21 protein-coding genes are annotated in these 24962 nt (G+C 50.2%); 16 read left to right on the top strand and 5 right to left on the bottom strand.

Annotated features, from left to right (window positions below):
- Positions 1-6: 6 nt before the first annotated feature.
- The 8 genes from EVJ28_RS04655 to EVJ28_RS04620 all read left to right on the top strand — a co-directional run bounded on the left by EVJ28_RS04655 (position 7) and on the right by EVJ28_RS04620 (position 6735).
- On the top strand, positions 7-798 hold the full coding sequence (locus tag EVJ28_RS04655; RefSeq protein WP_131457808.1) for an MBL fold metallo-hydrolase: 792 nt from the start codon (positions 7-9) through the stop codon (positions 796-798).
- Positions 799-847: 49 nt separating this feature from the next.
- Positions 848-2116 (top strand): S1C family serine protease, encoded by a 1269-nt coding sequence (locus tag EVJ28_RS04650; RefSeq protein WP_131457807.1) that lies wholly within the window; start codon positions 848-850, stop codon positions 2114-2116.
- 37 nt (positions 2117-2153) lie between these two features.
- On the top strand, positions 2154-2315 hold the full coding sequence (locus tag EVJ28_RS04645) for a CxxH/CxxC protein (protein ID WP_131457806.1): 162 nt from the start codon (positions 2154-2156) through the stop codon (positions 2313-2315).
- Positions 2316-2398: 83 nt separating this feature from the next.
- The gene (gene rlmH, locus EVJ28_RS04640) at positions 2399-2878 is read left to right on the top strand and encodes a 23S rRNA (pseudouridine(1915)-N(3))-methyltransferase RlmH (RefSeq protein ID WP_016509065.1); all 480 of its coding nucleotides are present in this window, start codon (positions 2399-2401) and stop codon (positions 2876-2878) included.
- A 104-nt stretch (positions 2879-2982) separates the two neighbouring features.
- Positions 2983-3840, top strand: a complete 858-nt coding sequence (locus EVJ28_RS04635) for a DMT family transporter (RefSeq protein WP_131488136.1) — start codon at positions 2983-2985, stop codon at positions 3838-3840.
- A gap of 146 nt (positions 3841-3986) precedes the next feature.
- On the top strand, positions 3987-4922 hold the full coding sequence (locus EVJ28_RS04630; RefSeq protein WP_131488134.1) for an aldo/keto reductase: 936 nt from the start codon (positions 3987-3989) through the stop codon (positions 4920-4922).
- 49 nt (positions 4923-4971) lie between these two features.
- Positions 4972-5454 (top strand): peptide-methionine (S)-S-oxide reductase, encoded by a 483-nt coding sequence (locus tag EVJ28_RS04625; protein WP_131488154.1) that lies wholly within the window; start codon positions 4972-4974, stop codon positions 5452-5454.
- Between the two features lie 87 nt (positions 5455-5541).
- Positions 5542-6735: a DUF4317 domain-containing protein gene (locus tag EVJ28_RS04620; RefSeq protein ID WP_131488132.1), complete on the top strand. Its 1194-nt coding sequence runs from the start codon at positions 5542-5544 to the stop codon at positions 6733-6735.
- A gap of 408 nt (positions 6736-7143) precedes the next feature.
- Here EVJ28_RS04620 and EVJ28_RS04615 read toward each other — a convergent pair whose 3' ends face one another.
- The gene (locus tag EVJ28_RS04615) at positions 7144-8589 is read right to left on the bottom strand and encodes a DEAD/DEAH box helicase (protein WP_131457793.1); all 1446 of its coding nucleotides are present in this window, start codon (positions 8587-8589) and stop codon (positions 7144-7146) included.
- Positions 8590-8879: 290 nt separating this feature from the next.
- Between EVJ28_RS04615 and EVJ28_RS04610 the strand changes: the two genes are divergently transcribed.
- Positions 8880-9962, top strand: coding sequence for an alpha/beta hydrolase (locus tag EVJ28_RS04610; protein WP_236634040.1), 1083 nt, complete (start codon positions 8880-8882; stop codon positions 9960-9962).
- Positions 9959-12736: a glycoside hydrolase family 3 C-terminal domain-containing protein gene (locus EVJ28_RS04605; RefSeq protein WP_131488130.1), complete on the top strand. Its 2778-nt coding sequence runs from the start codon at positions 9959-9961 to the stop codon at positions 12734-12736. Before EVJ28_RS04610 ends, EVJ28_RS04605 begins: the two co-directional genes overlap by 4 nt.
- 90 nt (positions 12737-12826) lie before the next feature.
- On the opposite strand, the gene hepT is transcribed toward EVJ28_RS04605, so the two are convergent.
- Complete coding sequence (gene hepT, locus EVJ28_RS04600) at positions 12827-13237, bottom strand: type VII toxin-antitoxin system HepT family RNase toxin (RefSeq protein WP_201738400.1); 411 nt, start codon at positions 13235-13237, stop codon at positions 12827-12829.
- A complete protein-coding gene (gene mntA / locus EVJ28_RS04595) occupies positions 13227-13634 on the bottom strand; it encodes a type VII toxin-antitoxin system MntA family adenylyltransferase antitoxin (RefSeq protein WP_131488129.1) in 408 nt (135 codons plus the stop codon). The genes hepT and mntA overlap by 11 nt, the downstream gene beginning before the upstream one ends.
- 129 nt (positions 13635-13763) lie before the next feature.
- Here mntA and EVJ28_RS04590 point away from each other — a divergent pair, with 129 nt between their 5' ends.
- From EVJ28_RS04590 to EVJ28_RS04575, 4 genes are all read left to right on the top strand, one after another.
- Complete coding sequence (locus tag EVJ28_RS04590; RefSeq protein WP_070327992.1) at positions 13764-14255, top strand: LURP-one-related/scramblase family protein; 492 nt, start codon at positions 13764-13766, stop codon at positions 14253-14255.
- A gap of 13 nt (positions 14256-14268) precedes the next feature.
- Positions 14269-14808 (top strand): NUDIX hydrolase, encoded by a 540-nt coding sequence (locus EVJ28_RS04585; RefSeq protein ID WP_131488127.1) that lies wholly within the window; start codon positions 14269-14271, stop codon positions 14806-14808.
- Positions 14804-15091 carry a DUF1349 domain-containing protein gene (locus tag EVJ28_RS04580; RefSeq protein ID WP_131488152.1) on the top strand — a complete coding sequence of 96 codons (288 nt, stop codon included), beginning with the start codon at positions 14804-14806 and terminating at the stop codon, positions 15089-15091. The genes EVJ28_RS04585 and EVJ28_RS04580 overlap by 5 nt, the downstream gene beginning before the upstream one ends.
- A 220-nt stretch (positions 15092-15311) precedes the next feature.
- Positions 15312-17702, top strand: coding sequence for a carbohydrate binding domain-containing protein (locus tag EVJ28_RS04575; protein ID WP_201738399.1), 2391 nt, complete (start codon positions 15312-15314; stop codon positions 17700-17702).
- Positions 17703-17749: 47 nt separating this feature from the next.
- On the opposite strand, the gene mprF is transcribed toward EVJ28_RS04575, so the two are convergent.
- Complete coding sequence (mprF, locus tag EVJ28_RS04570; RefSeq protein ID WP_236634039.1) at positions 17750-20248, bottom strand: bifunctional lysylphosphatidylglycerol flippase/synthetase MprF; 2499 nt, start codon at positions 20246-20248, stop codon at positions 17750-17752.
- A gap of 258 nt (positions 20249-20506) precedes the next feature.
- On the opposite strand from mprF, the gene EVJ28_RS04565 reads away from it, so the two are divergent.
- Entirely contained in the window at positions 20507-21370 is an 864-nt protein-coding gene (locus EVJ28_RS04565; protein WP_131488121.1) for a DegV family protein, read from the top strand.
- Positions 21371-21417: 47 nt separating this feature from the next.
- On the opposite strand, the gene EVJ28_RS04560 is transcribed toward EVJ28_RS04565, so the two are convergent.
- Positions 21418-21960, bottom strand: coding sequence for a histidine phosphatase family protein (locus tag EVJ28_RS04560; protein WP_131488119.1), 543 nt, complete (start codon positions 21958-21960; stop codon positions 21418-21420).
- Between the two features lie 112 nt (positions 21961-22072).
- Between EVJ28_RS04560 and EVJ28_RS04555 the strand changes: the two genes are divergently transcribed.
- Complete coding sequence (locus EVJ28_RS04555) at positions 22073-24952, top strand: DEAD/DEAH box helicase (protein ID WP_131488117.1); 2880 nt, start codon at positions 22073-22075, stop codon at positions 24950-24952.
- Positions 24953-24962: the final 10 nt, after the last annotated feature.

Raw genomic sequence — 24962 nt, 5'->3', positions numbered from 1 at the left:
GATCGAGTGACTTTACGCTACAGTGTGCTCGCGAGCGGTTCGACCGGCAACGCGCTCTATATTGAGACGGACCGGGCGAAATTGCTCGTCGACGCCGGATTGACCGGCAAGGCGATGCAGCAACGCGTCACAGACATCGGCCAGTCGTTCGAGGGTATCGACGCACTGCTCGTCACACATGAGCACTCCGACCATATTAAAGGAGTCGGGATCCTCGCCCGGAAGTACAACTTGCCGATCTACGCGAACACGAAGACGTGGGCAGCGATGGAAGACAAAATCGGCAAGATCGACCCGGCCTTGAAGTTTCATTTCGAAGTCGGTGACGTCAAACAGTTCGGGGACATCGAGATCGAGTCGTTCAACGTTAGCCACGATGCGGCCGACCCGATGTTTTATCAGTTCGCCCATGACGGCAAGCGGTTGGCCCACATCACCGACACCGGGTACGTCTCGGACCGGATGAAAGGGCTCATCCGCGGCGCGGACGACTTCATCTTTGAGTCGAACCACGACGTCTCGATGCTGCAGATGGGACGGTACCCGTGGAGCGTCAAACGGCGTATCCTCGGGGACTATGGCCACGTCTCGAACGAAGACGCCGCCATCGCCATGAGCGAGGTCATCGGTGACCGGACGAAACGGATCTTTTTGGCCCACCTCAGTAAAGACAACAATATGAAAGAACTCGCGCAGATGAGCGTCGCACAGACGCTCGGCATGCGTGACGTCGATCTCGGACGCATCAAACTGCATGACACCGACCCATTAATCCCATGTCCGCTCGTTTCTTTATAAGCGAACTTGGGAAAAGACAGGTAACACTGTCCTGAAGGGGGGGCGCGTCGTGAACGAAGAGAGACACCATGAGTATGAACCTCAAGACGTCGAACCTTTAGAGCACGAAGCAGCATCAATGAACGATTCACCATCGACTTATCCATCCCGAAGCGAGTGGCGTCCGAAGCAAGAGGAACACGTGCGCCATAAGCCACGGCTGAATGTAAAACCGTTATTACTCGGAGGGGTTGGCGGATTCTTAGGAGCGGCGTTATTCTTTTTCGCGATGATGCTCTGGGATTCGCCGACCTCTCGTTTTGTTACAAACGAACTGGTCCGTACCGAGCAAGCCGTCACCGTCACGGAGTCGGACATCACGGCCGCCGTCACGGGCGCGAAGACGTCCGTCGTCAGCATCACGAACATCCAGCGCGCCTTCACCTCGGACTCGCAATGGGAGGCAGGTGCAGGCTCTGGTGTCGTTTATAAAGTGGACCGGGACACGGCGTACATCGTCACGAACTTCCACGTCATCGAGGAAGCGGACGAGATCAACGTCGCCTTCGCGGACGGGCAAGTCGCCACGGCCACGATTTTAGGAGAAGACCCGCTTAACGACTTGGCGGTCGCCTCCGTGAAACTTCCGGAGAATATCGACGTCAATCCGATCGTGCTCGGCGATTCGACGGTGCTACAGGCCGGCGAGACCGTGATGGCGATCGGCAACCCGCTCGGCGTCTTTTCAAACTCGGTCACGCGTGGTATCGTCAGTGGTGTCGAACGGACCGTGCCGGTCGATACGAACGCGGACGGTCTCATGGACTATAACGCCGAGGTCATTCAGACCGACGCCGCCATCAATCCCGGCAACTCGGGCGGGGCACTCATCAACATCCGCGGCGAGCTCGTCGGTATCAACTCGATGAAAATCGCCGAAGCGAGCGTCGAAGGGGTCGGCTTCTCGATCCCGGTCAACGTGGCGTTGCCGGTCATCGACATGCTCGAGCGTGACGGACGGGTGACACGGGCTCAGCTCGGCGTCACGATCCAAGAGGTCATCGCCGTCCCGGGCAACGTCCGGGAAGAATACGGCATCAGTTTTGACAAAGAGGACGGGGTGTTCGTCGAGGCGATCACACCCGGTAGTCCGGCCGAACAAGCGGGGCTGCGAGTCGGTGACGTCATCACGAAGATCGGCGACCGTGAGATTAAACGTTACGTCGATTTACGTGACGCTTTGTACCGAGACGCCGCGGTCGGGGATAACATCGTCATCGAATATACACGGCGAGGCAAGACAGGAACGACCGAGGCCACATTAACAGAAGCAACGTAAAGGAGCGGCGACGCTTCTTTTTTAAGGAGGAAAAATTGTGGAAAAAAAAGTATGCAAGGAACATGTTGAAATCGCTTTAGACATCATTGTCGATGAGACGGGGGAGTACCCGTTGCTCGAAGAACTATCCACGAGTGGACAAGTCAAATGTGAGTTCTGCGACGACGACGCAACATATGTTGTGTCAAGCAAAAAATGATTGTCAACATGTGGATTTGTGGATAACTCTGTGGATAACCCTATGGATAACTCCGAAAAAACTGTGGAAAAAGGAAGAATTGGATGAATATTTCAATTATCACGGTCGGCAAATTAAAAGAAAAATATTTGAAACTAGGAATTGCAGAGTACACGAAGCGCCTGTCGGCATACGCGAAAGTGCATGAAATCGAGGTTGCGGACGAGAAAGCGCCCGAACATTTGAGTGAAGCCGACATGTTTCTAGTAAAACAAAAAGAAGGCGAGCGGATTTTGGCGAAAATCAGTCCGGACACGCACGTCATCGCTCTCGCCATCGATGCCAAGCAGCGGACGAGTGAAGAGTTCGCCCGTGAGCTCGACAAGTTGGCAACGTACGGCAAGAGTAAAATCGCCTTCGTTATCGGTGGGTCGCTTGGCTTATCCGACGACGTCATGAAACGGTCGGACGATACGATCTCGTTCTCGAAGATGACGTTCCCGCATCAATTGATGAAGCTCGTGTTGTGTGAGCAGATTTACCGGGCGTATCGGATCAATCGGAATGAACCGTACCATAAATAACTGAGGTTTTAGGCGTTAACCGCACCAAAATCAAGTTATAAATTTTTGATTAAAAGGTATAGTTACCTCCACATAGATTAAATGAGGAATGTGGAGGTAATAATATGCTTAATAAGGGCCTGGTGTTAGTGGCTTTATCGGCAATTTTATGGGGTATCTCCGGTGGACTTGGCAGTTTTTTAATGGAGAAAGGTTGGGACCCTTTGGTCGTTTCTTTTTACAGAGGAACTGTAGGGTTAATATATCTTCTAATTTGGTTTGTATTTCGACCAGTCCGGTTAAACAAACGCTTATGCCTTTGGGCCGTCGTAGCAGGCATTGGGATAGTAGGAAACTTTGTTTTTTACTTTGTTAGCATCTCAGAATCAAGCGTCGCCGTAGCGGCGGCCTTGATGTACACGGCACCTATCTTTGTTCTCCTTATCTCGTTTATATTTCATCTGGAAAAACCTTCTCTCTTCAAATTCATAGCAATCGCTTTCGTGATGGTTGGTGTCGTCTTGCTGACGGAAGTTTACAATGTCGGCTCTGATCAGGTTACAACGATTGGACTTCTAGCGGGCCTAGGCGCCGGACTATCATATGCGTTGTTTATTTTTGGTTTTAAATATGCTTCAAAGCATGGAGAACCACAAGGGATTTTGGCAATCGCTTTTCTTACGTTTACGTTAATCATGTTGTTCTTCACAGATTTGAATGAAGCAGTATCCGTCATTTACTCACCAGACTGGTTCTGGATGATTCTATTAGGGATCTTTGGTGCGGGTTTATCCTTCTTTTTATACGTAGTGGGTTTGGAGGAAACGTCGCCAACTTCAGCTTCTGTTATTGCTATGGTCGAGCCAGTCACTGCGTCCTCTTTTGGATTTTTTCTCCTCAGTGAAACCCTCAACGTTGTTCAACTATGTGGAATGGCGATCATATTGATAACTGTGACCGTCTTAAGCGTGAAAAAAGGCTAAAGTGAATTCATAGACATCGTATCCATCACTGGGAGTTATCTGAAGTAATTATGTGTATTGAAACACCAAAGATCAGTCACTATAATAAATTGAAAACCCTCATTTGATGATAACTCTTTCTAGACAGAAAGGTTGGAAGGTTAAAAATGAAAAAACGACCATTGGGACATTCAGGGATTGAAGTATCGGAGATCGGCTTTGGAGCATGGCAGTTAGGTAATGAAAAAGACTGGGGCAAGATGACGGATGAAGAAGCTATCCATTTAGTGGAACAAGCAATGGATGAAGATTGCACGTTTTTTGATACGGCACCAAACTATGGAGCCGGGAAAAGTGAAGAGTTGATCGGAAAAGCCGTTAGAGGAAAACGAGATCAAGTCGTCATTAGTAGTAAGGGCGGCCATCATTCAAATGGAGAGCTGAACTTTGAACCAGAGCAGTTACGGTTATCTGTCGAAAGTAGTTTACGCAGATTACAGACCGATTATTTAGACTGCCTCTTACTACATAATCCTCCGTTCTCAACGCTAACTAGTGAATCTCCGCAGTTTGAGTTACTAGAACAGCTAAAAGCTGAAGGGAAAATTAAAGCGTATGGGGCTTCGGTTGATACGGGAAAAGAAGTGACCGAATTAATCAAGCATACCGACAGTCAGGTGATTGAGGTCATGTTCAATATGTTTCATCAGGAACCAGCCGAGTCAATCAAGCTGGCATACCAACAAGGCGTCGGAATCATTGCCAAGATTCCACTCGATTCAGGTTGGCTAACAGGAAAGTATGATCGTCATAGTAAATTTAGCGGGATTCGGGACAGATGGAGTGAAGAAGAAATTCAGAGAAGAGCTCGATTGGTAGAAAAAGTCCGTCTCATTCTTGGAGAAGAACGCTCGATGGTACAAGCGGCACTCCAATATGTTCTCTCTTTCGAAGAAGTGTCTACCACCATTCCTGGGGCGAGAAATATTGCACAACTGCAACACAATATTTCTGCATCAGAAGGTGAGCTGTCGATGAAGGTGTTAAATGAGCTCCATAAACTATGGGAAGAAGAAATAAAGGATTTAAAGCTACCTTGGTAACATACCTCAGTATTTTTTACGTACTGCTTTTGAAAGAGGAGTGATTCTAATCGAGACGATCTATTTAGCCGGAGGTTGTCTATGGGGCGTTCAAGCGTTCGTCAAGACGTTGCCGGGTATCATCACAACAGAGGCCGGACGTGCCAATGGGATGACAGATACGCTCGATGGAGACTACGACGGTTACGCCGAGTGTGTGAAGACAACGTTTGATCCAACGATTGTTACGGTCGCATGTCTGATGGAATATCTGTTTGAAATCATCGACCCATATAGCATCAATCACCAAGGCGAGGATGTGGGGGAGAAGTATCGAACGGGCGTTTATAGTATAGAGCCACGTCATTTAGTGGAGGCGCAAGCGTTTATCGACCGACGTCTTGATGCTGAACGAATCGCACTTGAGGTTAAACCACTCACGTACTACGTGAGAAGCGCAGACGAGCATCAAGACCGACTGACACGTTGTCCAGACGATTATTGTCACATTCCCAAAGCTTTGCTTGAAAAGTACAAGCTTGCTCCTAACTGATGAAGAATTGGTATAATCAAAGTCGAATCGTCAACAATGAGGTTGTTGGGGTTCGGCTTTTTAGTAGGGAACGAAGGAGTGAGGAGCATGAACAAAAAAGACATCGCGGCAATCCGCAAGCATTTCAAGTTGAATGCGGAAGCGGTCAAAATCGCTGAAATTTATAATATTTACATCCGGCAAGACAGCAACGAGATCTTCCACGAAGAGATGCGGTCGTTCCCGTTTTTGGAGCAAGAGCACCAAGAGCTGTTTTTGACGAGTTTTAAGAAAGTACTCGGTGGCAAGCTCGACGAGAAGCTGTTTGAAGTGAAGTTCGAGCACCCGGAAGCGGGTCAGACCGACCATACGCAGACGCTATTGTACAAAGGACTGCAGACAGAAGACTTAGAGGACTGGGCCGCCTCGATGCAGAAAATCGCGTTGAAGATGGTCCAAGACGCCCCGTTCGAGAAAGATGTCGTCGTCACGTTCATTCGCTTCCAATACAATAAACCGACGCGGCGTCATTCCGAAGAGACAGAAATCGACATGCGCGACGAGGTGTACACGTCGCGGTTCATCCTCGGCAGCATCAACCAGACCGAACTGCCGAAACAGTCGCTCGTGTTCGACTTTATCGAGCGTGAGTACAAATCGAACGTCTTCATCAATCCTGTCATCAAACTCGACGCGCCCGTCGGCGGCTTCTTGTTCCCGTGTTTCACGGACAATGCGGCCGACGTCAACCATGTCCTGTATGCGGCCCAGAAGGCGCACCAACCGGACTTCGGTTTTATCGAGAACGTGTTGAATGGCACTGAGATCGTGACGGCGGTCGAAGAGAAAGCGATGTTCGAAGAAGTCGTCAAAGCCGTCATCGGGGAGGAAGTCAACTTGGCGACGCTCGCCACCGTCTATGAAGAGATCAATTATTTGATCGTCGCGGAAGAAGAGCGTGAGGACGAGGACGAGACGGTCCCGATGCTTGACGCACGAGCGGTCGAGGTCGTCTTGAAGGCGAGTGGCGTCGAGGACGTGACGACGGAGAAAGTCGAGCAGGCGTTCAAACAAGTCGTCGATGACACGAAATACGAGATGAAGGCGAGCAGCGTCGTCCCGAAGTATACGTCGAAGTCGATTAAAATCAACACGAAAGTCGCGAATATCACGATCAGCCCGCAAGATTTGAAATACGTGAAGCAAGTGAACGTGAAAGGCAAACGATGTCTGTTAATCGAATTGGAAGAGGACACGGAAATCGAAGGATTCAAGTTGATCTCGGAAGAACTGTTCGACTAATTCATCTCGGCTGGACAAAATCCGTTGCACCCGACAGAGCTGATTGAGCATGTGCTGGCAGCGATTGTTGTTTTTGTGATGTTATGTATTTCACGGGAAATGGCGAACGATAATTCGCACGCTAGCTGTGCTCTGTGTGCAAGATAGAAGTGACGGGATATCGTGCGCGAAACAATGCGGAATTGAAATTTTTAGAGTGAGAGATGAAGGCTCAGGCGACATTGCCTGAGCCTTTTTTTGACAATCAGGTGAGGAAGGTTGAATTCAAGACGTGTTATCGGTATGATTCTGTTGAAAGCGTTCTCTCAAAAACATTATTTTTTTACGGTTTTTCGAAAGCGCTTTCGATAACGTGGTCAAAACATAAAAAAGGCTCGGAGAGATCAAACTCTCCGAGACCTGGATTGGTTATTTATGTGCTTTACTCACTTTTAGCTTTTTACCTTTGATCGGTGTCGACTCCATCGCCTGAAGGACGAGTGAGCCTTTGCCGTTCAAGATGTCGACGTACGTCATCTGATCGGTGATCGTGATGATGCCGATGTCTTCGACTGTCACACCTGGGATTTTGGCGATCGTGCCGACGAAGTCGATGGCACGAAGTTTTTTCTTCTTCCCGCCGCTGAAGTGAAGCTTCAGGATGTCTTGGTTGATGCGGGCCGTCTTGTTGTTACGGACGACGCGTCGACCGCTCAACTTCTCTTCGAACGCCGCTTTGCCGCGAGCGACTTGTGCTTCGGTAGGGGCGTCCATCGTCGGGATCTCGAACTTGATGAACGCTTCGATGGCGCGAACGAATTTACCTTCATAAGGAGTCGCGAGCGTGAGGGCTTTCCCTTTGTTACCGGCACGGCCTGTCCGTCCGGTCCGGTGCACGTAGCTCTCTTTTTCCATCGGCACGTCATAGTTGATGACAAGATTGACGTTATCGATATCGATGCCGCGTGCCGCGACGTCTGTCGCGACGAGATAACGGAAGTTGCCCGTCTTGAACCCTTCCATGACTGCGAACCGGTCTTCTTGCTCGAGTCCACCGTGGAGCCGTTCACAAGAATAGCCGGCCTTATCGAGCGCGCTGTACACGGTGTCGACATGTTCTTTCGTCCGGCAGAAGATGAGACAGCTGTCAGGATTTTCGACGACAGTGATGTTTTGTAACACCGACAACTTGTCTTCATTGCGGACTTCGATCAAGCCGTGCTCGATCGTCGAGGCCGTGACGCCAGCAGACTCGATCGAGATGCGGGTCGGCTCGTTCATGTGTTGTTTACACAGACGCTCGATGTCATTCGGGAACGTGGCCGAGAACACCATCGTGACGCGATCAGTCGGTAGCTTTTGAATGATGGCTTCAACGTCGGCGAGGAAGCCGCGGTTCAACATCTCGTCCGCCTCATCGATGATCAAGTACTTGATTTGGTCCAAGACGAGCGTTTCACGTTCGATATGGTCCATGACGCGTCCCGGTGTCCCGACGACGATATGTGTCTTCTGTTTCAAGTCTTCACGTTGTTTCGAGAACGGTTCTTTCCCGTAGACGGCAGTCGCCTTGATCCGTTTGAAGCGGCCGATGTTCGTCATGTCTTCCCGGACTTGGACGGCGAGCTCGCGTGTCGGTGTGAGAATTAACACTTGTGGTTTGTTTTCTTCCCACTCGATCATTTCAGTGATAGGAATGCCGAATGCGGCCGTCTTGCCGCTTCCGGTCTGTGCTTTGACGACTAGATCTTGGTGCTCGAGTGCGAGCGGGATGACTTTCTGTTGCACTTCTGTCGGTGCCACGTACTTCATGATACCGAGTGCGCGTTGGATGTCTTCACTTAAGCGGTAGTCCGCAAAGTTTGGTTGATTCATATGTTTACCTCGTTTTCGTGTAAGAAACTTCTGTTGTAGAAATTTTCATTAGCAATTTGGATTACGTCTCATTATACACGAAAGGGAGCAGTTAGTCGTTCATCCGTGAAATCGAGCGAGTGCGAAGGGGGAGAGGTCGAACTGACTTCTACCGTCTAACGCTAGTTGTGTCAACACTTTACCGATGACACGACCGAATTTGAAGCCGTGTCTGAAGAAGTAAGATTTAAGTCAACGGATAAAGCTGTCATCAGCAAGGTAGCGGTGATTGAGAAAGGAGCATTCAGTTCATGTCGACTCAAAGTAACCCGTACGAACGGTTAGTTGACGAGTTAAGTGCAGTACATATTCGAGAGATGATCGCTGGCGTCGAGACGACGATCAAACCGATCCCGGACTCAAATAAACAAGGTGACCTCGACCCACGCGTGTTGGCGAACACCAGTCAGCAGGCACCGGCTGATGAGGCACCGGCACCGTTTGACCTCGCGGCCGTCCGCGCAAGTATGGGCTGGCCGAACCGTGACGTGACGACACGTCCGATCACGACGGAACCGATCACGATTCCAAGCCTTGAAGGCGACATCCCGGCCCGGCTCTATCGGCCCGAGTCAGACGAGCCGTTACCGGCCGTCCTGTTCTTCCATGGCGGCGGCTTCTTTGGCGGGACACTCGACACGGTCGAGAACCCGTGCAAAGCGCTCGCTGAGAAAGCGAACGCGGTCGTCGTCTCGGTCGACTATCGGCTCGCGCCGGAGCATCCGTTCCCGGCTGGCTTGCATGATTGCTTTCAAGCGGTCAAATGGGTATACGACCAGGCCGATGAGCTCGGGGTGTTGCGAGACACTATCGCCGTCGCGGGCGATAGCGCCGGGGGAAATTTGGCGACCGGCTGCTGTTTACTCGATCGTGCGCAACAGACGAGCATGATCAGCTTCCAGGCACTCATCTATCCGGTCGTCAATTTAGGTTCGGTCCCGACAGATGATTACGCATGGGACATCGCACAATACGATATCCGACATCATCACGACTTGATTCGCGGGATGGTGCTAGCGCTCAGCGATTCGGATTCGATGTTCAACAACATTTATTTACAAGGTGCGACCGACGTGACGCATCCGCTCGTATCGCCCTTGTTGGCGGACGACTTGAAGAACCTCCCGCCCGCGCTCATCGTGACGGCGGAGTACGATTATTTGCGCTTAGAAGGCGAGGCGTATGCGCGGAAACTCGCGCGCGACGGCGTGAAGACGAGACTGATTCAATACCGAGGGATGGACCACGCCTTCCTCGATAAAATCGGGGACTATCCGCAAGCTGAAGACTGTATGAACGAAATCGCAAACGAAATGAAGGAGCTGACAACATGAAACATTACACATTGAACTGGGATACGTATAAACAACTGGCGCGAACGGCGGTCGCCGAAGGGGCTGTCCTCTTAAAGAACGAACAGACGCTGCCGATCGAGGCGGGGACGACCGTGTCCGTGTTCGGTCGCAGCCAATTCAACTACTATAAGAGCGGGACCGGCTCAGGAGGGATGGTCAACGTCTCCCACGTGACGAGTCCGCTCGAGGCGCTCCAAGCGAGTGAAGGCATCCAGCTGAACGAGTCGCTCCTTCAGACGTATGAGGCGTGGGTCGAAGAAAACCCGTTCGACAAAGGTGTCGGCTGGGCCGGCGAACCGTGGTCACAGCCGGAGATGGCCGTCACGGACGCGCTCGTCGCGGAAGCGGCAGCCAAGTCAGATATGGCGCTCATCATGATCGGGCGTACGGCGGGTGAGGACCGTGACAACACGGCCGACCCGGGCAGCTACTTGTTGACCGAGATCGAGAACGAGTTGATCGAGAAAGTGTCGAAGGCGTTTACGAAGACGGCCGTCGTCTTGAACGTCGGCAACATCATCGATATGAAGTGGGCGACGGACTATGAGCCGAGCGCGATTCTTTACGCATGGCAAGGGGGATTAGAAGGTGGGACGGGACTCGTCGATGTACTCACAGGCAAAGTCAGCCCGTCCGGCAAGTTGACAGACACGATCGCCCGGTCGATTGACGACTATCCGTCGACGAAAAACTTCGGTCACGCCGACAAAGGAATTTATCAAGAAGATATTTATGTCGGCTATCGCTATTTCGAGACGTTCGCGAAAGACGAGGTGCTCTATCCATTCGGTTTCGGGTTGTCGTATACACGTTTCAGCACGGAAGTCGTTGAAACGAGCGAACAGAACGGTTTGATTACGATCAACGTCGCGGTGACGAACACCGGGGCAGTTGACGGGAAAGAAGTCGTCCAGTTGTATGTCGAGAAGCCGCAAGGCGTCCTCGGTAACCCGGCGCGCGCCCTCGTCGCGTTCGATAAGACAGGTCTGCTTGCACCAGGAGAGCGGCAAACGCTCGAATTCTCCGTCCCGGTCACGGACTTTGCGAGCTATGACGATCGTGGCGTCACCGGACACGCGTCGAGCTTTGTCTTAGAAGCGGGGACGTACCGGATTCACGCTGGGACGGACGTCCGTTCAGCCGTCGCGGTCTTCGACTATGAGCTCGCCGAACTACAAGTCGTCGAGACGCTCAGCGAGAACATGGCGCCGGTCACACCGTTCGACCGCATCAAGCCGGTCGCAAGCGGTCAAGGATATGAAGTCAGCTACGAAGCAACACCGCTGCGCCAGGTTGACGTCGAGGCACGTTATCTCGCCGAACGTCCGATGCAGCGTCATCAGACAAGCGACAACGGCTTGAAGCTGACGGACGTCTATCACGGGAAAGCCGAGCTTGAGACGTTCCTCGACCAGTTGACGGATGAGGACCTCGCCTGTATCGTCCGCGGACAAGGTATGAACTCACCCCGCGTGACACCAGGGACGGCCGCCGCGTTCGGCGGCGTGTCGGACCGTTTGAACGAGCTCGACATTCCGGCCGCTTGTTGCGCGGACGGTCCGTCTGGTATCCGGATGGACATCGGCACGAAGGCGTTCGCGTTGCCGAACGGGACGCTGTTAGCGTCAAGCTTCAACGTGGCGTTGATCGAAGACCTGTTCGAGATGACGGGACTCGAGATGCGGAAAAACCGCGTCGACACGTTGCTCGGACCAGGGATGAACATCCATCGTAATCCGCTTAACGGACGGAACTTCGAGTACTTCTCGGAAGATCCGCACGTGACGGGCAAGATGGCGATCGCCCAGTTGAACGGGATGCACCGCGTCGGCGTGACCGGTACGCTCAAACACTTCAGCGCCAACAACCAAGAAGCGCACCGCCACGACATCGACTCGGTCGTCTCGGAACGGGCGTTACGCGAGATTTATTTGAAAGGGTTCGAGATGGCGGTCAAAGAAGGTAAGGCGACGTCGATCATGACGACGTACGGTGCCGTCAACGGCGTCTGGACGGCCGGGCTGTATGATCAGAACACACGTGTCCTTCGCGACGAGTGGGGCTTTGAAGGCATCGTCATGACCGACTGGTGGGCGAAAGTGAACCACCATGAAGATGAGCCGGCGAACCGTCAGAACACGGCGGCGATGGTCCAGTCGCAGAACGACTTGTACATGGTCGTCGACCGTCCGGATACGAACTCGTTCGACGATAATACAGGAGCGGCACTCGCTGCCGGTACGTTGACGCGGGCGGAACTGTTGCGGAGTGCGGCGAACATTTGCCGCTTCGTCTTGCAGTCTCCGGCGATGGAGCGTCTGCTCGGGCTTCATGACGGTTCAGTCGAAGTGATCGGACTCGACGAAGAAGCAGGACAAACGATCGATTTCGATGTGACGTATCAGCATCTTGCGAACGGAGAGAGCGTCAGCTTGATCGACGCGGACACATCGACGGGGAACACACACGTCTTCGCCGTATCGGTCGATGAGACGGGCACGTACGACGTGACGATCACGGCCCGTTCGGAAGCAGGAGAGCTCGCTCAAATGCCTGTGACGCTATTTGCGAACAACATCCCGGGTCCGACGTTCACGTTTAACGGAACGGGCGGGGAATGGGTGACGCAGACGAAGCAACTGTTCTTCTTGAACCAACACAACTACTTGCAGCTTTACTTCACACTCGGAGGTCTCGACGTGAAAGACATTACGTTCACGCTTGCTGACTCGTTCAGTATGAAGAACGGATAATTGAAAAACGCCGTCTCGGAAACGAGGCGGCGTTTTAATATGCTTTTAGGGATTTCCACGTCGATTCATGGCACTGAAGAGCCGTGATTGTCACACATCCAGTTGGAGAACGATTTTTGTGAACGTCTTAAAATCATCGATGTGCTTTTCGAGAATCGCTTCAAGAATATCGAGTTGGAGTGCTTGATAGTCATGGACGGCGATATTACGGAATCCGACCATGTTCACGAGCGTCTTCGCTAGGGCGCTGTCAATGATGCCTGCCTCCTCGAGCATGATGAACCCGTCCCGGCTCGCTTTGGGCACGCCCAATTTCTTTTGGCTGACTAGGTACATCGCGATATCGATACTCGCTTCACACGCACGTTGGATATTGAGAATGATGCTGTCTTGCTTCGTGAAATCGTGTAGGTGATCTGGATTATCGTCATACACGTCATGGATTCGCTGAAGACAGCGTTCGATTGTCGTCACTTTGTTCAACACAACATCATTCATCAAATACACTTCCTCTAGCTTTGATTTCTTTCAAGACGATGTCTCGTTGTTCGTTCAATTCGGCATACATCCGATATGCTTTAATGCGTTGCCGTACCCATTCATTTTCGTCTCGAATTAGGAGAGGGATGCCCTCTGAGAATATCTGCATGGCAAAGACGGTATCGACTTCACGGATATCGACGAGGTCGACATCTCGTCCACATAGAAGTGCTAATTCGCTGGCCAAGTTGAAGCGTTCATATGGTGAGAGTCGCTTCTGACTAAAGTATGCTAAATCGACATCACTATCCTCACGATCTGTTCCTTTGGCGAATGACCCGAACAACAAGATGAAATCCGCGTCTGTTTCACGTTGAAGCGTTTCAATGATCATTTGTCTTACTTTTTCAGAAATCATACTCTCACCTCCTCATTTCATTATACGCTCTCTAGTATCAGCCTGAACATTTATTCAATCATAAAAAACGAACCATAATCGGGTAAAGAGCCGTATAGAGAATAACAAGTAAAAAATGGAGGGATGATAATGAACACGCTTTACATGAAACAGAAAGTCTTCAGCTTGCGCGGACGGTTCACGATCAAGGACGCGGATGAAAACGATATGTATTTCGTCGAAGGGAGCTTTATGAAGCTGCCGAAGTCGTTCACCATCTCGGACAAGGATGGGCGCGAGATCACGACCATTACGAAAAAGACGTTCAGCTTCTTACCGAAGTTTTACGTCGACGTCGAGGGTGAAGAGACGATGACGATCTCAAAAGAGTTCACCTTCTTCAAACCGCGTTATACGATTGACGCAGCAGGGATTGAAATCGATGGCGACTGGTGGGATATGGACTTCGAGGTGACACAGAACGGGCAAGTCATCGGCAGCGTCCAGAAGAAATGGTTGTCATGGGGCGACACGTATGAGATTCAAGTGATCGACGAGACGATGGAGCACATGCTCATCTCGATCGTCGTTGCCATCGATTGTGTGAAATCAGATCAAGCGGCAGCGAGTGCGGCCACATAAAGGGGATTGAACGATGGAGTTTTGGGACGTCTATAACGTTGACCGAGAAAAGACAGGGCGGACGTGGCAGCGGGGCAATCGTCTCGAGAATGGCGATTACCATCTTGTCATCCACGTCTGTATCTTTAACAAGGATGGGCAGATGTTGATTCAACAGCGCCAACCGTTCAAAGACGGCTGGTCGAACATGTGGGACATCACGGTAGGCGGCAGTGCCACGGTCGGCGATACGAGTCAACAGGCGGCGATGCGCGAGCTTGAAGAAGAGATCGGTCTGACACTAGACTTAACAGACACGCGACCACATTTGACGATCAACTTTGACGAAGGGTTCGACGACATCTATCTTGTCGAAATGGATGTCGATTTGAATAAGTTGACGCTTCAAGAATCAGAAGTGCAGGCGGTGCGGTGGGCGGATGAGGCGACCATCCTCGACATGATCCGGTCAGGAGAATTCATCCCGTACCACGAACCGATGATTCCACTTTTGTTCGCGATGCGAGGCCAATGGGGAGGAATCAATCGTGTGGCAGTAGTACACGTGGATTAACGAGCCGAGAGCAACAGATGTACGGGAGAGACTTACCTTCGAGACAGAAGCGGACACCGATTTTTGGCGCAACACCCACTACGGTTTCAACCGGATGACGGCGCACGCCTTGTTGACGGATGTGTCGACCGAACAGTTCACGTGTCGCGCGACTGTAGAGATGAAGCCGAGCCATACATACGACCAGGCCGGCATCTTATTGTATGTGAATGACGACCATTGGCTCAAGACGTCGATCGAATACATTCAGGATTTTCAGTCACATTTTCAGGTTGGACAGTGAGGAAAACTTAAGCATCGACCTGATTTATGGGTTGGTGCTTTTTTATGTGTCATTTTCATTTCACTTCAAGAAAATGGTTGAATCTAGGTAGGTGAAAAAATTATAATAGACGTAACGAAAGCGCTTTCGGAAAACGCTTTCAATGTTCGTGCGTTGTTAGAGGAGAGGCAGGTACGACTGGAGTGTGTCTGCCTTCATTTATGTCAAAGGAGGAATTTTGATGAAGAAATGGGTAGCACTTGCTCTCGGTACCGGACTTGTCTTGTCAGCCGCACAAGGCGCATCTGCCGAAAAGCCAGAGAAAAAAGACCATACGAAATGGAAGCTCGTCTGGGCGGATGAGTTCAGTAAGAAAGAGATCGACCAGACAAAATGGAATTTCGATACGGGGAACTGGTTACTCGACAAGGATGGGAATCCAGTGGCACCAGGATGGGGAAACAATGAGAAGCAATTTTATACGGACAAAAACGAAAACGCTTTCGTAAAAGACGGCAAGCTCGTCATTCGGGCTCAAAAAGAGCAGACGACGGACGAACTTGGGACGTATGACTATACATCGGCGAAGTTGACGACGAAAGGGAAGTTCAATCAAACATACGGCCGTTACGAGATGCGGGCCAAACTTCCAATCGGCAAAGGGCTATGGCCGGCATTTTGGATGCTTCCGGAAGATGACCGTTACGGTGGTTGGGCCGCTTCGGGTGAAATCGACATCATGGAATCGTGGGGCAGTCAACCAGACAAAGTCGCTGGTACGATTCACTACGGTGAGACGTGGCCAAACAACAAGTATACGGGCAAAGACTATCACTTTGCAGAAGGTAACGGCATCGACAAATGGCATACATATGCCGTCGAGTGGGAGCCGGGCGAGTTGCGTTGGTATGTCGATGGAAAACTGTATCAGACCCAAAACGATTGGTACGCCAAAGGTTTGAACCAAGCGACGAAGTTCAGCTACCCGGCGCCGTTCGACCAAAACTTCTACTTGATCATGAACTTGGCCGTCGGTGGCTGGTTTGACGGGGACGTCGATGCGACGACACCGTTCCCGGCCGAGATGGAGGTCGATTACGTTCGTGTGTTCGATTTACAGAACCGCGACTACCGAAAGGCGGTCGAACCGGTGTACACGGACGAAGAAATCGTATTGCCGGACGGAGCGAAACAACCGTCTGAAGACGGAAACCTCGTCTACGACCAAGATTACACGGAGCCGATCACGACCGTGACGAACGGTTCGCAAGCGCTCGATCCGACGTACTGGAACTATGTGGCCTTGCCAGACTTTGGCGGCGTCGGGACGGTTGATGTCATCGAACAAGCAGGCTCACGCTTTGCCGACATCTCGATCACTCAAGCCGGCAGTCAGCCATATTCGCACCAATTGATTCAAAACGTCTCACTCGGTAAAGGCGGACACTATAAAGTGACGTTCGACGCGAGTGCCGATTCGGCCCGTTCGATCGCCGTGAAAGTCGGCGGAGGACCAGACCGCGGCTACGCGAAATATTCGGATGAAGGTTCATTCGATTTGACGACAGACGTACAGACATATTCGATGACGTTTGATATGGCGGAAGACACGGATCTCGCGGCACGTCTCGAGTTCAATGTCGGACTCAGCACGGCCGGCGTTCAAATCGGGAACGTCCGTGTCGAACAGACCGAGCGTGCAGCGCTCGACCCGAACGCTACGAAACCAGCGCTCGGCGACGGGAACTTGGTCTACAACGGAACGTTTGACCAAGGCGCGATGGACCGCTTGACATACTGGCAGTTCGACCCGGGCGCAACGAAAGGGACGGCTACAGTTGACGAGAAGTTGCGTCACTTCAAGTTCGTGACGAACCCGAAAAAGGGCGAACCGGCAACGCTCGTCCAAAACGGGATTCAACTGACGGAAGGTCATGACTACGTGTTGCGCTTTAAAGCGAGAGCGGAACGCATCAAAGCACTTCAAGTCGGTTTGAATGGAGCGGACGGCAACGCGTATCTCCCGCTTCAAGACGTCGCGTTGACGCGCGAGTTTGAAACGATCGAGATCCCGTTCACGATGGGACAAGCGACAGACCTGTTGAGCCAGCTCCAGTTCGTGCTCGGCTCGGCGAAAGGCTCGATTGAGCTTGACGACGTCAAACTGTTCGATGTGACACCGATCGCGATCGACCCGTCTCCGCTGAAGAACGGATCGTTCACGGACGGGTTGACACATTGGGGCTCTTACGTGCACTTCGATGCGCAAGCCGCGGTTGAAGCGGTGAACGAAGCCGCTCAAATCTCGATCGGGCAAGAAGGACAGGAACCTTGGAGCGTCTTGCTTGAGCAAGGCGGTCTCGAACTGCACCAGGGACAGACGTATGTCGTCCGTTTCGATGCTTCTTCGACAGTCGCGCGCAACATGGAAGTGACGGTCGAGAACGCGGCGTACACACGTTACTTGAGCCAAATCGTTCAAGTCGGACCTGAGACGAAAACGTATGAGTTTGAGCTCACGATGGGTCAAACCGATATGACAGGATTGAAATTCTTGCTCGGACGCACGGACGGTTCGCCGCTCGGCGCGCACGATGTGAACATCGATAATGTCAGTGTGACAACGAAATAATGCAAACAAGGAGCGTCTCGACATTTTCGAGGCGCTCCTTTCGCGTGTCATTGAACGTTTTTTCGACTGATCAGCCGGGCCGTGCGCAACAAGGAAGGCAGGAGCGTCCGTCGTTGCCGGAACGCCAAGTAGCGGCCTTCCCACGTCGGTTTGAACTTGTTCTTAAATTGCCTTAACCCACTGAACGGATAAATGTAGCTGATGTTCTCGAAGATGTCCGCCGCGATCCGCTCGGGCCAGTAAGCGAACGTATGCTCACCGACCGATGCGAGTGGGGCGACTCCGAGCCCGACATCGGCATACTCATTCTCCCGCGCCCACTCGATTACGTGAAGAATCAGTACTTCGATTGAGCCGGGCGGGGCGTCACAACACGAGCGCATCAAGTCAATCGATACGGTACCATGCCCGCGCAGCAGCGTGATGAAGGCGACAATTTGTCCATCGACGTCCTTCAGCAGCGCCGTCGGATAATGGGATAGGGACTGCTCGTTGAAAAATCCGAGCGAGAAGCCTTTCTCACTGCGATTACCGATCCATTCTTCGGAAATATCTTTTAACGAGGTGATGATCGCCTCGTTCGGTCGCGTGATCACGTCCACGGTAAAGCCTTTTTTTATGAACTGGTTGTTTAGGGAGCGCATGTTCGCGCGCTTTTTACCTGTCAGTGAGAACGTATCGACATTGATCGTCGCCTCTTCGCCGAGCTTGAAAAACGTGAAGCCAGCGTCATGCAGGCGCGGCATCCAGTTCGGTGTGGCTTGATAGAACAACGGGACATAGCCGAGATGATCGGTCGCCTCAATGAACTGAATCAACAGCTCGGAGGCGGCACTCGTCTCACCTTGTATGTCTCCTAAAACGATTGCGTGATTACCAGATAACGCGAACAACAGGCAGGCTTTGTCATCAGGCCCATAATAGACGCGCTTGTCATTCATGTAAGCCAAATCAAACGTGTGTGATGTCGCATGCGTCGTCTGGAACCGTTCAAAGCGCACCGGTTCGAACGCCTCACCAAGACGGGGACGCTTCAGACGGTTAAACAAGACGAACAGGATACTCAATAGCAGGCCTGATATCATAACAGCGCTCACGCTTAACAGGGCAGCTTGATCCGGTTCAAAGAAAATCGTGTCGCTTTGACTGAACGACTGGAGCAAAATCGCATGTGTCCCGACATATAGACTGACGTACAACACGTTTCGGAAGAAGCGGCTGATGGTCAGGATCGAGCGATACCGCGTGTGCTGGTTTCGGGTCAGCCAAACGAACAAGGCAAATCCGACCACGACCAACGCTTCGAACAAATTGAACCCGCGTGCGAATATACCAAGCGTCGCGAAGAAGAACGACACAGCCGTGATCCACAGCACCCGTTTCGTGCGGATATACATGCCGTAGGTGCTCACTAACGTCAGGAGTCCGGCAACGAACAGACAAAGCGTCCCGACCCATTGCATCCAAGGGGCTGTCACATAAAGCGGGGCCACACTCGGGAGCAGCGTTTGAAACCAGAGGACGAGACTCGTCATCAAAGCGATCAGACTGCCGGCGATCCGACCGGTCTTGGCGAGTGTCCGCAACACGGTGCGCCAGACGACCGTCCCGATTTCATACGATGAGCCGATGATCGGTTTGTATTCGATTTGTTTGACGACCTGGTCCCCGAAGGCGATCGCGGCTAAAAACAAACCAATCATGAACGGGACGATGAAGTAGACGAACCGATAGACGATCAAGGACGACAACACAATCTCTTGGTTGATGCCGAGCTGCGTCATCCCGACCAAATACAATAGATCAAATGAGCCGGCTCCGCCTGGGACGAGTGAAACGACCCCAACGATTGTGGCGACGATGAATACGCCCAGCATACTAGCAATCGGGGCGTCCCCGCCGAGGAGATACAAGGCGTACAAGGCGACGAGTCCTGCTGTCACCCATTCCGCGAATGATGTGGCGATGTAGCCGAGTAACGTCGACCAGCTCAAGTTCGATCGTTTGCGGGTCATATAGATGTAAAGTGGCAAGACGGCTAGCGTTGCCAGCAATATGGGCCAAATCCACTGCTTCGTCGATATCAGCGTTGTAGCCGGAAATAGGCCGGAGAGGACCCCGATCGACAGTAGAGACAGTCCGCTGATCAGCGTCGGTGTCATCCAACCGATAGCCCGGAGCAGTCGCAATGTATCCGTGTACGGACGATACAGCGAGGTCCTGAGTGCGATGCCGATGACGCCGCCGAACCCGAGCATGCCGTTCATCGAGTTGGTGATCCAAGCCGCACGAAGCAGCTTATGGACCGGGATATGAACGTTCAATGAGCGGAGTAAAAAGTAGTCGTATCCGGTCATCGTCAGGACGGCGAGCAAGCCAAGAAGGATTAAGCTGGATTGTTCGAATCCTGTCAGTTTTTCTAACGCCGAGAAGGCGGCTGCGAGCGATAAGTTTTGTAGTTCTTGCCCGCTCTGATAAAGAATCAGGCCAATCAATAGGAATGGAACCAACCATTTCAGCTGCTTCCAAGAAAGTCGTTTTTGCATCATGTCTTCTCCTTACGGCTACGAGCTTAGTGTTAGCATTATATGCTGTTTTGCATGTGAGGAATAGTGAATCCTGTAGTGTATACGACCCGAATTCGCACATCGATTCAAAAACATGAATAAGTCGCACATTGAGCCTAGTAAAAAAACATCAAACCCTCTATATTTGGTACACTAAAGGTGTCCTGTCTTGACGTCTTAACGACGTAGTGAACTAGGACGATTCCCGTCACCTTAGGAGACAATTTGGAGGATACTATGATTAAATTACTAGCCGACTCAACTTGCGATTTATCAGACGACATTTTAGCAAAATATGATATCGGTGTAGCTCCGCTCATCATCACGATGAACAATAAGTCGTATGAAGACCGCGTCGATATTCAGCCCGATGAGTTTTACGGAATGTTGGAAGCGCTACCGGAATTTCCGACGACGGCGATGCCGAGCCCGGCGACGTTTTTGAAGCTGATGGAAGATGCCGTCACGGCCGGCCATCACGAAATTTTATGTATCTGCATGTCGAGTGGGACGAGTGGTTCGTATCAATCGGCCGTGCTCGGCAAAGAATATTTTGAAGAGGCGCATCCGGATTCGACGGTGAAGATTCATATCGTCGATTCCCGTTCGATGAGCCACGGCAGCGGTTGGTTACTTATGAAGAGCGCGCAGATGCGTGAAGCGGGTGCGACGTTCGAGGAACTCGTCGACTTCAATGAGGCGTATAAAATAAAAGTGAAACACTTCTTATCGGTCGACGACTTGGATCATTTGATCAAGAGTGGCCGTATCTCGAACGCGAGCGCGATCATCGGCAAGCTGTTGATGGTCAAGCCAATCATGAGCATGAAGAACGGGAAAGGTGCCATCGTCGCCAAAGAACGCGGAACTCGGAAAGTGCTCAAGCACTACACGGACGAGTTCATTAAACGCTACGACAAGGACATCACGAACTTCATCATCATCGGTTATACATCGGACCAGAAAATCGCCGAGAACTTAAAAGTGAAAATCCAAGCCGAATCGGACTTCGAAGGTGAGATTTATCTGATGCAGATGGGTGTCTCAGTCGGGACGCACGTCGGCCTAGGCGCGATCTCGATGTTCTTTGTGGAAAAGTGAAGCAGTGAAGCCGTCTCGTGATGAGACGGTTTTTTCTGTGGATAACGTTATCCACAGGCAGGGTCCGACCAGACGCGTTTGACTGAAAAAAAGTTATCCACAATTTCCAACTGATAGACGTCCGGATTACTAAGATTCCGCCACGTCTCGAAATCAAACTGGTTATCCACATGTTGTAACAAGAGCGCGAGCAGATTGCCGTGCGTCACGAGAATCGTCGGACCGTTTATTTGAGTGACGACGTCCAAAATCCGAGCAGTTGCGTCTAGGCCCGATTCAGCTTCGGGTAACTTGAACGAAGGGTCGTCGAACGAGTGGCGGAGTAGGTCGAACCAATCAGCCCGTGGTTCGAGCGAGAGGATGCGCTCACGAAGCTTCGGTTCCTGTTCAATCGTTAAGTTCCGCTCGTTAGCGACAGGTGTGATTGAAGCGACGGCCCGAGTGTAATCGCTTGAGATGATGCGCTCGATCGGGACGTCTTCGAAAAAATCGCGCAAGGCGATCGCCTGGATTTGACCGGTTTCCGTGAGCGGAGCGTCCGGCTCTTGACCGGTGGCCGAACAATGTCGGACGAGATATATGGTTGGCATGGTGGATTCTCCTTGATCATTTTTGATGAGAAGATAATAATGAAATATATGTAAAACGATTTCATGTAATAGGAATTATTTCAATTTATTATAATTCAAGCTGGAGGATCAAATGAGCCATTTTACAGACCAATTAAAAAATTCATTGGAAAAAGGGTTTCTTGATAAGAATCATCATCATATCAGCCCATTTAAACCAGAGCTACTCGTCAATGAGAAGAGCAAGCGGCAAGACGTCTTAACTTCTTTGACGGATGAGTTAAAAGTATGTCGGTCCTTTTTATTTTCTGTCGCATTCATCACCGAATCGGGGTTAGCGACACTAAAATCGACGCTCTTCGACTTACATGAAAAAGGAATTCGCGGAAAAATCATGACCTCGACGTATCAATTCTTCAACCAACCAAAAGTCTTTAAAGAACTACTTAAGCTTCAAAACGTTGAGGTCCGCATCGCCGAAGTTGAGGCGTTTCATTCAAAAGGTTACATTTTTCAGCATAATGAATACTACTCATTAATTGTTGGAAGTTCCAATCTGACGTCTGGAGCGTTAAAAACGAATTATGAATGGAATGTAAAATTGACATCTCATGAGAATGGGGAAATTGTTGAACACTTTTTACTACAATTTGAGGACATGTGGAATGAGTCGATTCCGCTGACGGCAGAATGGATTACGGCGTATGAACGAGTCTATCGTCCGATCTTCGGTGATCGGGTTGCCGAGTTTCCAAGTCGGTATGATGTGAATCGAATCGAAGACGCGTTACGAGTAGAGCCGAATTCGATGCAGCTCGCTGCCTTAAACGGAATCGAAGCAGTTCGTGCCCAAGGAAATCAGCGTGGCCTCGTCGTTTCCGCTACAGGTACAGGAAAAACATATTTAGCCGCTTTTGATGTACGCCGTTATCATCCGAATAGAATGCTGTTCGTCGTTCACCGAGAGCAAATTCTTCAAAAAGCAAAAGCAGATTTTCAAAGAGTAATTGGCGGGAAAGACGAAGACTTTGGTATCCTTTCGGGTTCAAGCCGAGCAACGAATGCTAAATATATGTTCGCAACGATTCAAACGATTTCAAAACAAGAGACGTTGAATCAATTTGACCCGGATACGTTTGACTATATTTTGATTGATGAAAGTCATCGCGCCGGTGCGAATACGTATCAACGAATGATTGAGTATTTTACACCGCGATTTTTACTTGGTATGACGGCAACTCCTGAGCGTTCGGACGGATATGACTTGTTTAAACTGTTTGACTACAACATTGCGTATGAAATCCGATTACAAGAAGCGCTTGAAGAAGATATGCTGTGCCCGTTTCATTATTTTGGGGTGACAGACCTTGCGGTGAGTGGAAATCAAGTTGAAATGGATATGTTTAATCAACTCGTTTCATTAGAGCGAGTTACACGAATTGTGGAAAAAATTGATTACTACGGATTTTCTGGAGAACGTTTGTGCGGATTGATGTTTTGTAGTTCAAAACGAGAGGCAAAACGATTATCTGAAGAATTGAATCGGCGTGGATTTAGAACTTGTGCATTAACTGGAGATGATTCACAAGAGAAACGGCGACTTGAAGTTGCGAATCTTGAAGAAGGGCGCTTAGATTATATTCTGACAGTTGATATCTTCAACGAAGGAATTGATATTCCAAGCATTAACCAAGTCGTTATGCTTCGTCAGACAGAGTCGAGTATTGTTTTTGTTCAACAGTTAGGACGAGGATTGCGCAAACATGACTCGAAACGGTATGTCACAGTAATCGATTTCATCGCAAACTATAAAAATAACTATTTAATTCCGGTTGCTTTATCGGATGACCATTCTCAAAATAAAGATTCGATTCGACGGAAAGTGATTGATCGTAGTTATATGTCTGGAACATCGACAATCAATTTTGAAGCAATTGCAAAAGAACGTATTTATGAATCGATTAACCAAGCAAGATTAACGGATTTAAAAGTATTGAAGGAAGCCTATCAAAACTTAAAGAACCGTTTAGGCCGTACACCAATGCTTCTTGATTTCATCGAAAATCATTCGATGGATCCAATTGTCGTGGGAACGAAAAAGGGGCACTATGGAGAACTGTTAAATACAGTAGAGCGTGATCTTCCGAATCTTCCACATTCTCATTCGCAAGTATTATTGATGGTGACTCAAGAGTTATTATCAGGGAAACGAGTTCATGAAGTTTTGTTGTTACAAGCACTTCTACACCGGAAGACAGTGACAAAACAAGAGTTTATGAACTTGCTACTTGAACAAGGCGTTCGTTGTGATGAAGCAACGTTGCAATCTTTAGAGAATGTATTATCGTTAGGCTTTTTCAAAGATGCAGATCAATTGAAATACGGAGGTCACCCGCTCATTACATTGGAAAATGAAGCGTATCAGTTGTCTTCGCACTTACAGTCGCTATTAACAAATGAATGGTTCTACCGCTTGTTTAACGACGTGTTACAGTCTTCGCTCGCAAGAAGTGAGCGTTACGATCAAACTAAACCTTTGACAAGACTTGAGAAATATACGAGAAAAGATGCGTGCCGGCTTTTGAACTGGGATAAAGAAGAGCAATCAACGATATACGGCTACAAAGTTAAACATCAAACGTGTCCGATTTTTGTAACGTATCATAAAGGTGAAGACGTGGAAGCAAGTGTGAACTATGGAGATACATTTATCAATCCTGAAGTATTCCATTGGTTTACGAGAAGTCGCAGAACAACTAAGTCAGAAGAAGTTATTAAAATTGTAAATTCGAAACAGCGAGACATCGACGTTCATCTGTTTGTGAAGAAAGATGACGATGAAGGTGGAGATTTCTACTACTTAGGAGAAGTGACCCCGGATCTGGAATCAGTTCAAGATACGACAATGCTGAATCAAGATGGACAGGAATTGCCCGTAGTAACGATGAATTTACTTTTACAGGAAAGCGTCGATCAACAAATCTACGACTACCTTCATGAGCAAACGCATTGAAAAAAGCCGA

The organism is Exiguobacterium sp. SH3S3 (assembly GCF_004337115.1).
GTDB lineage: Bacteria > Bacillota > Bacilli > Exiguobacteriales > Exiguobacteriaceae > Exiguobacterium > Exiguobacterium aurantiacum_A.
The sequence above is the reverse complement of the archived record's forward strand: the minus strand, read 5'-3'. Positions and strand labels throughout refer to the sequence as shown.